This window comes from Heliobacterium chlorum, assembly GCF_014502795.1.
Taxonomy (GTDB): Bacteria; Bacillota; Desulfitobacteriia; order Heliobacteriales; family Heliobacteriaceae; genus Heliobacterium; species Heliobacterium chlorum.
This window is the reverse complement of record NZ_JACVHF010000002.1, coordinates 131,401-143,795: the sequence shown is the minus strand read 5'-3', so window position 1 is coordinate 143,795 and position 12,395 is coordinate 131,401. Positions and strand designations below refer to the sequence as shown.

The window sequence follows — 12,395 nt, the reverse complement described above, 5'->3', positions numbered from 1 at the left end:
TTATGTAGTTGACAAAATAACTGTATCTAGAAGGACTGCTTCTGTCAACCATATGAAAAAATTCAGTTTACAATCAAGCCCTCTACAACAAAAAAATCGCCCCTTGCTTTTAGGGCGATTTAACTGTTTATTTTGATGATGCGCGGTTTCTCTTCCGGTTTTTTTCCAATGTGAATGTGGAGCATCCCATTTTTGCCGGCAGCGGTGATTCTGTCGAGATCAGCGTTACCAGGTAGGACGACTGAGCGGTGAAAGGTACCGTAAGATCCTTCTACTATGTGTGTATTCCGGTCTTTTCGTTCCAACTCGGCTCGCTTTTCTCCCTTGATGGTAAGTATATTTCCAGTGACTTGGATTTCTACTGTCTTGGGATCGATGCCAGGGATTTCTGCCTCGATGACATATTCATCTGGCTGTTCCATCAGGTTGAGCCGTGGCAGCCAGCCTTTGCCTTCGAAGGCATGAAAGAAATCGTTCGAGAAAAAGGGTTCCTGAAACATCTGCCGGAAGAGTTTGTTCATCTCTTCCTGAATACGAAAAACCGGATGGTCGTATTCGTCCCGCTTTTTCAGTGTCATCGATCATCCCTCCTCCCATTACATATTATTCGGGAACAGGGATAATGAAACACCGTTTAAGCAAAGGCAAACCCGCCAGCGATGATCGCATAGGTCGCCAGCAACATGAGGCCTTCGAGCCAGTTCGTCTCACCGTCTTTGCTGATCGACTTGGCGATCCATACGGACAGGACGACTGCCACTAGCTCGAAAGTATTGAAGACCAAGTCCATCGGCTGGTCGAAGATTCGTCCTGCGAGCACCAATAGGGAAGTAACCAGCAAAGCGATTTGGATGCTTGAGCCAAGCGCGATCTCAGCGGACACTTCGATCTGGTTTTTCATCGCCATGAGAACAGCGCTGCTGTGTTCAGCCGCATTCCCGATGATGGGGATAAGGATGATCCCGATAAATGCTTCCGACCATCCTAGTGAAGACACCGTATGCTCCAGAGAGCCCACCAAGACTTCGCTTGCCAGTGCAACAGCCACTGTGGCGGCGAGCAGAACCGTAAGGGCCTTCCCTTTCGTCCACGCTGCTTCATGGTCATCGGAGGCAGGTTTATGTACCGTTCCCGCTGTCCTATATTCCGTAACTGTTGTAGCTGTCGACTCTGCCTCTGCGTCGCCTTGAGCAGCTATACCGGAATGATTAAAGTTGAAATAGAGCAAGGCGCCGTAGACGATGAGCAGTACGATAGAAACTTCAACGGAAAGGTTGACGGCCGCTTCCGGGTGCACTTCCGTATGCATAAATAAAGAGGGTACCAGCATGGCGATAACAGCCAACAACAAGGTGGTCGCATTCATTTTGGCTGTTTCCGTACTGAACTTCTGCGTGCCATGCTTGAAGCCTCCCAATAGAACCGACAATCCTAGGACCAGCAGGATATTACCGATAATCGAGCCGATGATGGAGGCTTTCACCACCTCGATGTGCCCGGCCTTCAGCGCAAAGAGAGCGATAATCAATTCGGTCGCATTGCCAAAGGTGGCATTGAGAAAACCGCCGATTTTCGGTCCCGTGTGTACAGCGAGTTCTTCTGTCGCTTTTCCCATATATCCGGCCAAAGGTAAAATACTGAGGGCAGCCATCAAAAAAGCCCATCCGCTTTCGGGATCAGTCCAGCGAAAGTAGAGCATGAGTGGCAAAGCCAACAATAGATAACGCAAATACTTCAAGGCAGTCCCCCCCATCATTTTATCTTTTTCTTTTTCGCTGCCCAGGGACAACTTCCTACCACACCCGGGTTATTCTTTTCCTTGCAAGGGGACCTTCAAATGGACGAACTAAAGAGAAACCTCCTGTTCTCCAAAACAGAAGGCTTTTTTGCGCTTATTTGAGGGGGACTTCTCGATTTTCCACCTCTAAAGACTTCTCTTCCCCGCTGGGAAACCGGATAGACCAGCGGGCCTTTTTCTTCCCAGGTCGGACTTTCAGGATCGATCGTTTCTCTGCGCTCCCGCTCGGAATCGCGAGAGCTAAAGCATCTCGGCCGCACACCCTCAGGCAAGCGGCACAGTCCCAGCATTCTTTTGGCTCACGGAGCTCGATTTTTCCATTTTCATCGGGAGCCAACAAGTTGCTTGGACAGATTTGGGCACACCGGAACCGACCGCCGCATCCATTGCACTGTTCCTTGTCGACGAGGAGAACCACTAGCTATCACCTACTCACCACTTCTAGGTAGCCCAACTCCTCCAACTTCCTGATAATCCGGCGGGTGCAGTTCTCCGGGGTGTCCCGATGAGTCTCCACGACAAGCTCAGGGTCAACGGGGGTTTCAAAGGGATCGATGATACCCGTGAACCAACGGATTCCTCCGGTCAACGCTTTTTGATAAAGACCTCTCACGTCTCGAGCGATGCATGTTTCGAGAGGCGCTTTGAGATAGACTTCTACGAAGTTGCCCTCGTGCTGAGCCCGGATGATTTCCCGCATCTCCCGATAAGGCACGAGCACTGCCACAACTACCGCAATGCCGTTCCGTGACAACATTTTGGTCAGATATGCAAGGCGTTTAATTTGCACATACCGCTCTTGTCGGGTAAATCCCGACTCCGGCGACAGGTATTCCCGAATGTCCTCTCCGTCGAGGAGTTCCACTTTTCGCCCCCGAGCTTGCAATTCTTGGGTGATCACCTTGGCCAAGGTCGTTTTTCCGCTACCTGATAGACCCGTCAGCCATAGCGTAAACCCCTGTTGTTTTTTGGGAACGGAATGGTTGCACACCGGAACCCCCATCCTTCCCCTGCCGGAAGAGATTCTTATCCATCGCCATCATGAGCAAAAGCTGGAAATTGAAAGGTCTAATGTCGTTTTCAATCTATGCGGTGAGGCGAAGACCTGTGCTTAGGCTGTGCTGAAGTGCGATTCGGAAGGGCTGACCGACGTTTTCAATAATCCGACTGTATCTACCCCACGCATAAGGCACCTATCTTTGCTGCAAAAGCTGCAGTTTACAGTTAAGTTGGCGATATCGCGGGTTTGTAAAAATACTTCGGCATTATGGATTTGAACTCGCAACAAATTCTTTTCCCCCTCATCGGGATGGAGAAAACGGATTCCGTAACGGTAAAATCCACTTTGCTCCTTTCTCCAAACAATCTGAGATTCGTTGCTTATGTTTCCGGAAAGACGAGTCTTAAAGTGAACCGTCATATCAGCGAATTCATGGATGGTAGGGAACTTAAGATGGGAGACAAATTGAGCACCGGAAGGACTGATGTCGAAAACACAGACGTCGATGGGGTTGCTCTGCTGTGCCCCTTTTCCCCCTTTTACTGTCATCCGAAGACAGGCACAAAGGGGTTTTTCCCGAAAGGCTGTTCGAGGGTCTTTTCTTCTCTCTACACCCTTAAACATAATCGTCCCCCGGTTTCCGATTTAATTAATCATTAAATCGATCGGTCAAAATCCTAGTTAATAATAAAAAATAACTTAATCTTCACTTTATTTAATATAGATCACTGGCGCGGATTGTCAACCTGTATTTTCATTGGTTTATTTTTGAATCAAACAAGCAGTTATTTACAAAAAGACCTTTCTGCCCTCCACCTGTGAGAACAGAAAGGTCTTCAAACTTCTTACAGCAAATCATTGAAGCTGCCGAGACGGTAACCGGCTAAATCGAGGGTTACAAAAGAAAATCCGATACTCTTCATATAACTGACGATCAGGTCGGCCTTCTGGACGGCCGTTGGCAGGCTGTCTTTATCGATTTCAATCCGTACCAAACGGTCGTGATAGCGTGCCCGCACTTGGTAAAAACCGAGCTCTTTCAAATACTTTTCCGCCTTTTCGACCTGAATAAGCCCATCCTCGGTGATGCGGGTTCCATAGGGGAAGCGCGAAGACAAACAGGGTGAAGCCGCTTGATTCCATGTAGGTAGACCTAATTGGCGGGAAAGTTCTCGAATCTCCTCCTTCGTTAATCCGGTTTCCATCAGAGGACTACGTACGTTTAGGTTTCGAGCCGCTTTCATTCCCGGGCGATAATCGCCCACGTCATCGGCATTGTTGCCATCGACGATATGGGGGAAACCTTTTTCCGTAGCTATTTCCCACAACCGTTGAAAAAGGGCCGTTTTACAGTGAAAACACCGGTCCGGCCCGTTTTGAACAAATTCCTCCCGCTGGAATTCGTCTGTGTCGACCTTTTGAAAGGGAACGCCGATATCTTCGGCCATCCTCTGTGCCTCGAAAATTTGATCTCGCGGAACCGTTTCGGAGATTCCCAACACCCCGAGTGTGTTTATCCCCAGCGTGTCGTAAGCCACTTTCAGCAAGAAAGTACTATCGACGCCGCCGGAATAAGCGACAAGCACTCGGTCCATTTCTTTGAGGATTTGCTGCAATCGTTGAAGTTTCTCGGTCATTTGCATCCTGTTCATCCCCCATTTAAAAGGGCTAAGCAGTCCTCCGAACATTCGGGTTGAAACTGCTTAGCCCCCGGTTTTTATATATTATGTTTTTACTGTTTTGCTTTCGCCAACGCTTGTTCGATATCGTCGATGATATCTTCGGCGTCTTCCAAACCGATGGAGAGACGGATGAAATCGTCGGTAACACCGGTGGAGATTTGCTCTTCCGGAGTCAACTGCGAGTGAGTCGTCGACGCGGGGTGAATAGCCAAAGATTTTGCGTCACCTACGTTCGCCAAGTGGGAGAGCAGTTGCAGGTTGTCGATGAACTTCCGGCCTGCCTCACGACCGCCGGCAATCCCGAAGCCGAGGATAGCACCGAAGAGACCTTCCCGGTGGTATTTTTTCGCCGTTTCATGGTTGGGGTGATTCGAAAGTCCAGGATAGACGACCCAGTTCACCTGAGGATGGTTTTCGAGATATTGAGCCACTTTTAGTGCATTCTGGCTGTGTCGTTCCATTCGAATCGGCAAGGTCTCGACGCCTTGCAGAATCTGAAAGGCGTTGAAGGGGCTTAAAGCTGCACCGATATCACGAAGGAGTTGCACTCGGGCCTTGATGATATAGGCGATGGGACCGAAAGTCTCCGAATATTTGAGGCCGTGGTAGCTGGGATCGGGCTCAGTGAAGTCGGGGAAATTGCCATTGGTCCAGTCAAATTTTCCAGAGTCGACGATGATACCGCCGATCGAGGTGCCATGTCCGCCGATAAACTTCGTTAAGGAATGGACGACGATGTCGGCACCATGTTTGATCGGTTGGACGAGATAGGGCGACGGTAAGGTGTTGTCGACGATGAGAGGAATGCCCGCTTCATGGGCGATGGCCGATACGGCTTCAAAGTGAAGTGTATCCAGTTTCGGGTTCCCGACAGACTCTGCATAGAGCGCTTTCGTTTTCGGTGTGATCGCTTTGCGGAAGTTTTCCGGATCTTTAGGGTCGACAAAATTTACTTTCACGCCCAGTTTCGGCAGTGTATAGGCAAAGAGGTTGTATGTTCCGCCATAAAGGCTGTTGGCAGAGACGATTTCGTCTCCGGCATGAGCGATGTTGAGGATGGCCAGTGTAATGGCGGCCGAACCGGAAGATACGGCGAGAGCGGCCACACCACCTTCCAAAGCAGCGATTCGCTGTTCCAACACATCTGTGGTGGGGTTCATGATCCGTGTATATATGTTGCCGAATTCCTTCAGTCCAAACAAGTTTGCGGCATGATCGGAGTCTTTAAAGACATAAGATGTCGTCTGGTAGATGGGTACAGCACGAGATCCTGTGGTAGGGTCAGCTTTTTGTCCTCCGTGCAAAGCGGTTGTAGCGAATCCTTTTTCAATGCTCATGGGTAAAACCTCCTGCTAATCTATATTCCGTCTCCGTAAGCTCCTTCTACTTGAGGGAACCGTAGTTTTTCCGTCCGTTCTAGTTGAACGATACGGCCGTTCTGTACGACGATGACCACTTCGCCGTATTTCAATCCACGAACGGCCTCGATAATTCGCACTCCTGTGGGGCTTACGTTGTGATTATTTTTTTGACTGGACGTGTTCGGAGGACTTTGCCGGCTTTCAAACATGAGACTGCTCCTTTTCAACCAGATTCCCATTCCCGCGTTCGAGTAGGTTACTCAAAATCTTGATCAAGGCTTTATCGAAAGCGGATCTTTTCAAACTTGTTCATTTGGATGACATGGGAATCTTGAATGATTAAGGTAATCGTCCCGTGTTTTATCCTTTTGATTTCTTTTTCAATCCGTTCGAGTACTTCCAAGGAAATTATATCGTTATCATTATCTTTATCTCTGTTTTCTTCCACTCCGCTTTCCACCTCCTCAAGATATCAAACAAATCCGATTTGATTACTTGAATTAAGGTGAGTATAGAGCCTACCAGAGTGGAATGTCAACACATTTTTGCCACCTGATTACACTTCTTGGAAGAGGGCGGTGCTAAGATAACGCTCTCCTGTATCAGGCAGTATGGTTACGATAAGTTTTCCTGCGTTTTCCGGTCGCTTGGCGATTTCTAGAGCGGCAAAGGCAGCGGCACCGGAAGAAATTCCGACGAGAATTCCCTCTTCACGGGCTAAACGACGGCCCGTTTCCAGGGCTTCTTCATTTTTGACCTTGTAGATCTCGTCGACAATAGCGAGATTTAATACGTCTGGGATGAAGCCAGGGCCAATTCCTTGAATCTTATGAGGTCCCGGCTGCCCACCGGAGAATACTGGAGAATCAAATGGTTCCACCGCAACCACCTGCAAATCGGCTTTGCGCTTTTTCAGTGTCTCCCCTACGCCGGTAATCGTTCCTCCTGTACCAATACCACCGACCAGGATGTCGATCTGGCCGTCTGTGTCGTTCCAAATCTCCTCCGCTGTCGTATGCCGGTGGATCTCCGGGTTCGCCGGGTTCTTGAACTGTTGCGGTATGAAAGAGTTAGGGATCTCGGCTGCCAGTTCCTCAGCCTTGCGAACAGCTCCTTTCATGCCTTCTGAACCAGCAGTGAGGACGAGTTCAGCTCCATAAGCCTTTAGGAGGTTCCGTCGCTCTACACTCATCGTCTCCGGCATCGTTAAGATCAGCCGGTAGCCCCGGGCCGCCGCAACCAGGGCTAGGGCGATGCCGGTGTTTCCGCTCGTCGGTTCAACGATGACTGTATCTTGATTGATAAGTCCCTTTTCTTCAGCGTCTTTGATCATGGCATAACCGATGCGGTCTTTCACACTGCCGCCGGGGTTGAAATACTCCAGTTTGACGACGACCTTACCGACGGTTCCCTCGGTCACCCGATTGAGTTTTACCAGCGGAGTCTTTCCGATCAAGTCCGTTAAATTCTCAATAATTTTGGCCATTTTGGTTCCCTCCATGTTTATAAATTTTCCTTGTTTGACTTTTTTCATGTTACTGCTTTTCAAAAACAAAAGGAGGCCGAGGGCAACCTTCCTTATCTTCGATAGGTTACCCGCCGGCCTCCGGTATTTCCGGTCAGCACGTAATTCCGAGTTATTCGATTTATATTTATGATATTAAAGGCTGTTTGTCCTGTTGTCAACGGGTTATTTTACAGATTTCTTTAATTTAGACTTACAGTGCCTTTAAGGCTTCTTCGAGGTCTGCCTTTAAATCATCGGGATCTTCTAGGCCCACAGACAAGCGGACTAATCCAGGCCCGATGCCGCGCTTCTCCCGTTCCGCTGGTTCCATCGCCGCGTGAGACATTGTCGCCGGATAAGAAAGGATGCTTTCCACCCCGCCAAGGCTGACCGCCACGAGGGGTAACTTGATATGAGCAAACAGTTTTTTCACTTCATCTTTGCCGCCTAGATCAAAAGAGAGGACAGCTCCCGCTCCCTTGGCTTGTTGACAGTGGATTTCCTGACCGGGATGGCTGGACAAACCGGGATAATAGACGCGCTTTACTTTGGGATGACCAGACAAGTAATCTACCACCTGAGCAGCCCCTCGTTGCGAAGCTTCCATCCGTACGGCCAAGGTTTTGATTCCTCGCAAGAGCAGCCAGCTATCATGGGGACTCAAGATCGCGCCAAAGGCGTTCTGTAAAAAACCGATCCGCTTTCCTAGCTTGTCGTCTTTAACGACAACGGCGCCGGCGATCAAATCGCTGTGGCCCCCTAAAAATTTTGTAGCGCTATGTACGACAACATCGATTCCCAGTTCCAGAGGTTTCTGTAAACAAGGTGTCATAAAGGTATTGTCCACGATCGTCAGCCAGCCCTGTTCCTTGGCCAAAGTCGCACAGGCCCTCAGGTCGGTGATGGCCAATGTGGGGTTGGAAGGTGTTTCTAAGACGAGACCGCGGGTGTTCGGCCGGGCTGCAGACCGAATCGCTTCGATGTCTGTGGCATCGACAAAGGTCGTCTCTACGCCGAAATTTGACCAGACCTTGTCCAATAAACGATAAGTCCCGCCATAGATGTCCCTAGTAGCTATCAAATGGTCACCGGCACTAAACAAACCAAGGCAGGTAGACATGGCTGCAATCCCGGAAGCAAAAGCGAACCCTCGCGTACCTCCTTCCAGCAAAGCCATGGTCTCTTCGACAGCTTGACGGGTTGGATTGCCGGAACGGGAGTAATCAAAGGGCTGGGGGGTATCGATGTCTTTCTGATGAAAGGTGGATCCCATAAAAATCGGAACCGAAGAGGCCCCAGTATGTTCTTCCGGTTCAACGCCCGAGTGAACCACCAATGTGGACGGATGTAGTTTCATCGTTCAACAGCCTTTCAAAAAATCATTTATTTGAATGTGAGTGCCTGATCCAAGTCAGCGATCAAATCCTGCACATTTTCAATACCCACCGATAGCCGTAACAGCGAATCGGTCACACCACAGCGCTCCCGGATTTCTAAGGGGATGTCGCCATGAGTCTGACGGGCTGGAAAGGTAAGCAATGACTCGACACCGCCCAAACTTTCGGCGAAAGAAATCAGTTGAATTCGCTGAAGCACTCTGGCGATGATGGACGGGTCTTTGACGCGAAATGAGATCATGGCACCTGGCCCCTTCGCTTGTCGGAAATGAACTTCTCTCCCGGGGTGATTCTCCAAGCCGATAAAATCAACGCCCTCTACAGCGGGATGTGTTTCCAGCCAGCGGGCAATCGCAGCCGCATTTTCCTGGGCTCGGTCAAGCCGGAGTCCCAACGTCTTTATTCCTCGAACAAGCAGCCAAGCATCCCAAGGTCCCAATACGGCACCGGATGCATTCTGATGAAATGCCAGCCGTTCCCCGATCTCTTCCGTCGCTGCAACGACGAGTCCAGCGACCACATCATTATGGCCACCCAGATATTTGGTTCCACTGTGGACGACAATATGGGCTCCTAATGCGATAGGCTGCTGCAGATAGGGGCTCATAAACGTGTTATCCACGATGAGCAGCAAATCTTGTTCCCGGCAAATCTTGCTTACAGCAGATAGGTCTGTAATTCTCATCGTCGGATTCGTTGGCGTCTCGATAAATATGGCTTTCGTTTGATCGGTTATGGCCCCGTAAACTTGTTCCAGATCGCTCGTGTCAACATAACTCGCTGTCAATCCCCATGGTCCATAGACCTGCTCCAGAAGCCGGTAGGTTCCCCCATAGAGGTCTTGACAGAGGATCAGGTGGTCGCCTGGACGAAATAGGGATAAGACGTTCGTGATCGCTGCCAATCCGGAAGAAAAGGCCAGACCCCGTACTCCTCCCTCCAGGTTAGCGATCAGTTCTTCCAGTACCTGTCGAGTCGGGTTTCCCGAACGGCTGTAATCATAACCTGTACTCTCCCCTAAAGCGGGGTGACGAAAAGTGGCTGTTTGATAGATAGGAAAGCTGACGGCACCAGTAACCTGATCTTTTCCATTGCCGGCCTGGACCAAGAGGGATTCAATATGCATGTTCTCTACTCTCCTTCGTTTTCTTGTCTTACTGCCTGCCCATGCAAGAGGGCATTGTCAGAAAAATGAAAACGGATCTTCTCTCTGAAAGAAAAGACCCGTTGATCGGCAGTAAGTCTTATCTTTCAGGGTTTCCCCTGCAGGAATTGGCACCATACAAGTGTATACTTGCTGGTTGCCGGGCTTCATCGGGCCAGTCCCTCCGCCGACTCTTGATAAGAAACAAGATTATTCGGTTGTCATTTCGCCATTTCAGTTGCGACTGCTATAAAAATAAATGCGATCTGCCGTTCCCGTCAAGACTTTTTTGCATAGTTTTTTGCACAAATCGAAGAAATTGCTTTTTCAAAGGAAAAGCTGCCCCATTCCCTTGACAGCCTTGCTCGCCTCACGTATCATGGTAATAATAATTTATCATATTCCGACCTAAATAGTCGGATTGTATCGATTGGGAGAGTGATCGTTATGGCCCCTATCGCCAAGAATGTTACCGAACTGATCGGCAATACACCACTGGTTCGTTTGAACCGGATCGCTGGTTCCGAATCTGCAGAAATACTCGCCAAACTAGAATTTTTCAACCCCGGCGGCAGCGTGAAGGATCGTATCGGCCTGCACATGATCCAAGATGCCGAAGAACGAGGTTTGCTCAAACCGGGCGCCGTCATCGTGGAGCCGACGAGCGGAAATACAGGGATCGGCCTCGCTTTAGCCGCTGCAGTGAAGGGATATAAACTGGTTCTCACCATGCCGGAATCGTTCAGTCTGGAACGTCGCAATCTTTTAAAAGCTTTTGGCGCTGAACTTGTACTGACGCCTAGCATCGAAGGAATGCGCGGGGCCGTCTTAAAAGCCGAAGAGATCGTCAAAAACACTCCTGGAGCCATCATGCCCCAGCAGTTTGCCAACCCTGCCAATCCGGCTATACACCGTGCTACCACCGGTGAAGAGATTTGGCGGGACACGGAGGGAAAGGTCGATGTTTTTGTCGCTGGTGTTGGAACCGGCGGTACTCTCACCGGCACCGCTGAGGTGCTAAAGAAATACAATCCTGCCCTGCAAGTGATCGCCGTCGAACCCTCTGGATCGGCCATTCTCTCCGGTGGCAAGCCTGGTCCCCATCAGATTCAAGGGATCGGCGCAGGCTTTGTACCGGAAGTTTTGAATACCGATATCATCGATGAAATCATTCCCGTCGATGATGACGACGCATTGAACACAAGCCGCCGGCTCACTCGGGAGGAAGGCTTGCTCGTCGGTGTTTCGTCGGGAGCTGCCGTCTTTGCGGCTTCTATCATCGCCCAACGCCCGGAGAATCATGGGAAGCGCATCGTCGTCATTATTCCCGATACGGGAGAACGCTACCTGAGCACCGCCTTGTTCGCTGATCTGTAGTAGGAACTTTCTATATTTATTCTTCTTCCCGTTGACTTCACGGCATAACTCACCTATTGTAGATAAAGAGTCTTTATTTCAGATGGGAGTTATGTCATGGATAGTTTGTATTTTGTCGCCGTCGTTTTAGGCATTGTCGAGGGGCTGACCGAGTTCATCCCTGTATCGTCGACAGGTCACTTGATTTTGGTGGGAAATCTTCTCGGTTTTACCGGCGAGAAAGCAGCAACCTTTGAGGTCTTCATCCAATTAGGAGCCATCTTGGCTGTCGTTGTGCTTTACCGGCAGCGCTTTATAAATATGATACTCAATCTCTTTGCCGATGGTTTCCGATTTGACGGCCGCGGACTCACCCTTTGGCATGTGCTTGTGGCTATGCTTCCGGCATCAATTTTAGGCTTGCTGGTGCACAAAGCGATCAAAACATATCTTTTTTCGGTCCAAACAGTGCTCATCGGTCTGGTCCTTGGTGCCATACTCATGCTGGTGGCCATGAAAACAGGTCCCAAACGGCCTGTGTCCGACTTAGATGATATGAATTACCGTCAAGCTCTCTGGGTAGGCCTAGTACAGTGCCTTTCCTTGTGGCCCGGCTTCTCTCGCTCCGGTTCAACCATTGCAGGTGGTATGCTGGGCGGTCTCACGTCTAAAGTGGCTGCAGAATTCTCCTTCATCGTCGCAGTTCCGATGATGATCGGTGCGACAGGGCTGGACATGATAAAATCTTACCAGTACCTGACCGCCAGCGATCTCCCCGTCTTCGCCATCGGTTTTGTCGTATCGTTCTTCGTGGCCTGGGCCGCTATCGTATGGTTTTTAAACTTATTGCAACGAATCGGTCTAGCTCCTTTTGCCTACTATCGTTTTCTCGTTGCCTTTGTGTACGGCGTTTTTTTTCTGCTCTAATCGGATGCAAAAAACAGGGAAAGCACCGCGAATGTGCCGCGATGCTTTCCCTGTTTCTTTTTAGCCGGGATCCTTCTGTATCTCCGGAATGGAGTCTATCTCTTCAATGCTGCTGGCTACGTCTAACTCTTCAATTTCGCCCAGCCCGTCAGGATCTGTTGACGCTCGGAGCTCGCCGCGATTGCTCTTTTTGGGGTCTGACATGCGTCCATCCTCCTTTTGT

Annotated in this window: 15 protein-coding genes and 1 riboswitch; of the genes, 2 read left to right on the top strand and 13 right to left on the bottom strand. The window is 49.8% G+C overall.

Translation table 11 applies throughout. The features are described 5' to 3' along the window. Positions 1–119: 119 nt before the first annotated feature. From H1S01_RS03755 to H1S01_RS03700, 12 genes are all read right to left on the bottom strand, one after another. Positions 120–578, bottom strand: coding sequence for an Hsp20/alpha crystallin family protein (locus tag H1S01_RS03755; RefSeq protein WP_188038779.1), 459 nt, complete (start codon positions 576–578; stop codon positions 120–122). 56 nt (positions 579–634) lie between these two features. Next, entirely contained in the window at positions 635–1,738 is a 1,104-nt protein-coding gene (cax, locus tag H1S01_RS03750) for a calcium/proton exchanger (protein WP_188038778.1), read from the bottom strand. Between the two features lie 154 nt (positions 1,739–1,892). Then, positions 1,893–2,216 carry a 4Fe-4S dicluster domain-containing protein gene (locus tag H1S01_RS03745; RefSeq protein WP_188038777.1) on the bottom strand — a complete coding sequence of 108 codons (324 nt, stop codon included), beginning with the start codon at positions 2,214–2,216 and terminating at the stop codon, positions 1,893–1,895. A 6-nt stretch (positions 2,217–2,222) separates the two neighbouring features. Further along, positions 2,223–2,801, bottom strand: a complete 579-nt coding sequence (gene cysC, locus H1S01_RS03740; RefSeq protein WP_188038776.1) for an adenylyl-sulfate kinase — start codon at positions 2,799–2,801, stop codon at positions 2,223–2,225. Positions 2,802–2,909: 108 nt separating this feature from the next. Then, entirely contained in the window at positions 2,910–3,422 is a 513-nt protein-coding gene (locus H1S01_RS03735; RefSeq protein WP_188038775.1) for a PilZ domain-containing protein, read from the bottom strand. A 221-nt stretch (positions 3,423–3,643) separates the two neighbouring features. After that, complete coding sequence (larE, locus tag H1S01_RS03730) at positions 3,644–4,441, bottom strand: ATP-dependent sacrificial sulfur transferase LarE (RefSeq protein WP_243236942.1); 798 nt, start codon at positions 4,439–4,441, stop codon at positions 3,644–3,646. A gap of 89 nt (positions 4,442–4,530) precedes the next feature. Continuing rightward, a complete protein-coding gene (locus tag H1S01_RS03725; RefSeq protein WP_188038774.1) occupies positions 4,531–5,817 on the bottom strand; it encodes a homocysteine synthase in 1,287 nt (428 codons plus the stop codon). Between the two features lie 20 nt (positions 5,818–5,837). Next, complete coding sequence (locus H1S01_RS03720; RefSeq protein ID WP_188038773.1) at positions 5,838–6,050, bottom strand: YezD family protein; 213 nt, start codon at positions 6,048–6,050, stop codon at positions 5,838–5,840. Positions 6,051–6,121: 71 nt separating this feature from the next. After that, positions 6,122–6,289, bottom strand: a complete 168-nt coding sequence (locus H1S01_RS03715) for a DUF2292 domain-containing protein (protein ID WP_188038772.1) — start codon at positions 6,287–6,289, stop codon at positions 6,122–6,124. 108 nt (positions 6,290–6,397) lie between these two features. Beyond that, positions 6,398–7,327: a cysteine synthase A gene (cysK, locus tag H1S01_RS03710; RefSeq protein WP_188038771.1), complete on the bottom strand. Its 930-nt coding sequence runs from the start codon at positions 7,325–7,327 to the stop codon at positions 6,398–6,400. A gap of 232 nt (positions 7,328–7,559) precedes the next feature. Then, entirely contained in the window at positions 7,560–8,705 is a 1,146-nt protein-coding gene (locus H1S01_RS03705) for a trans-sulfuration enzyme family protein (protein ID WP_188038770.1), read from the bottom strand. A 26-nt stretch (positions 8,706–8,731) separates the two neighbouring features. Then, positions 8,732–9,871, bottom strand: a complete 1,140-nt coding sequence (locus H1S01_RS03700) for a trans-sulfuration enzyme family protein (protein ID WP_188038769.1) — start codon at positions 9,869–9,871, stop codon at positions 8,732–8,734. 115 nt (positions 9,872–9,986) lie between these two features. Next, positions 9,987–10,093, bottom strand: a riboswitch (SAM riboswitch). Positions 10,094–10,336: 243 nt separating this feature from the next. On the opposite strand from H1S01_RS03700, the gene cysK (H1S01_RS03695) reads away from it, so the two are divergent. Both cysK (H1S01_RS03695) and H1S01_RS03690 read left to right on the top strand, forming a co-directional pair. Continuing rightward, entirely contained in the window at positions 10,337–11,266 is a 930-nt protein-coding gene (cysK, locus tag H1S01_RS03695; RefSeq protein WP_188038768.1) for a cysteine synthase A, read from the top strand. A 96-nt stretch (positions 11,267–11,362) separates the two neighbouring features. Further along, entirely contained in the window at positions 11,363–12,172 is an 810-nt protein-coding gene (locus H1S01_RS03690) for an undecaprenyl-diphosphate phosphatase (protein ID WP_188038767.1), read from the top strand. Positions 12,173–12,232: 60 nt separating this feature from the next. On the opposite strand, the gene H1S01_RS03685 is transcribed toward H1S01_RS03690, so the two are convergent. After that, positions 12,233–12,376, bottom strand: a complete 144-nt coding sequence (locus H1S01_RS03685; protein WP_188038766.1) for a hypothetical protein — start codon at positions 12,374–12,376, stop codon at positions 12,233–12,235. Positions 12,377–12,395 lie beyond the last annotated feature (19 nt).

Excerpts from the sequence above, each read along its gene's own strand:
- H1S01_RS03690 (WP_188038767.1), top strand. The coding sequence starts at position 11,363 with ATGGATAGTTTGTATTTTGTCGCCGTCGTTTTAGGCATTGTCGAGGGG.
- H1S01_RS03705 (WP_188038770.1), bottom strand. The coding sequence starts at position 8,705 with ATGAAACTACATCCGTCCACATTGGTGGTTCACTCGGGCGTTGAACCG.
- cysC (WP_188038776.1), bottom strand. The coding sequence starts at position 2,801 with ATGGGGGTTCCGGTGTGCAACCATTCCGTTCCCAAAAAACAACAGGGG.
- H1S01_RS03755 (WP_188038779.1), bottom strand. The coding sequence starts at position 578 with ATGACACTGAAAAAGCGGGACGAATACGACCATCCGGTTTTTCGTATT.
- larE (WP_243236942.1), bottom strand. The coding sequence starts at position 4,441 with ATGCAAATGACCGAGAAACTTCAACGATTGCAGCAAATCCTCAAAGAA.
- H1S01_RS03725 (WP_188038774.1), bottom strand. The coding sequence starts at position 5,817 with ATGAGCATTGAAAAAGGATTCGCTACAACCGCTTTGCACGGAGGACAA.
- H1S01_RS03720 (WP_188038773.1), bottom strand. The coding sequence starts at position 6,050 with ATGTTTGAAAGCCGGCAAAGTCCTCCGAACACGTCCAGTCAAAAAAAT.
- cysK (WP_188038771.1), bottom strand. The coding sequence starts at position 7,327 with ATGGCCAAAATTATTGAGAATTTAACGGACTTGATCGGAAAGACTCCG.
- H1S01_RS03700 (WP_188038769.1), bottom strand. The coding sequence starts at position 9,871 with ATGCATATTGAATCCCTCTTGGTCCAGGCCGGCAATGGAAAAGATCAG.
- H1S01_RS03735 (WP_188038775.1), bottom strand. The coding sequence starts at position 3,422 with ATGTTTAAGGGTGTAGAGAGAAGAAAAGACCCTCGAACAGCCTTTCGG.
- H1S01_RS03685 (WP_188038766.1), bottom strand. The coding sequence starts at position 12,376 with ATGTCAGACCCCAAAAAGAGCAATCGCGGCGAGCTCCGAGCGTCAACA.
- cysK (WP_188038768.1), top strand. The coding sequence starts at position 10,337 with ATGGCCCCTATCGCCAAGAATGTTACCGAACTGATCGGCAATACACCA.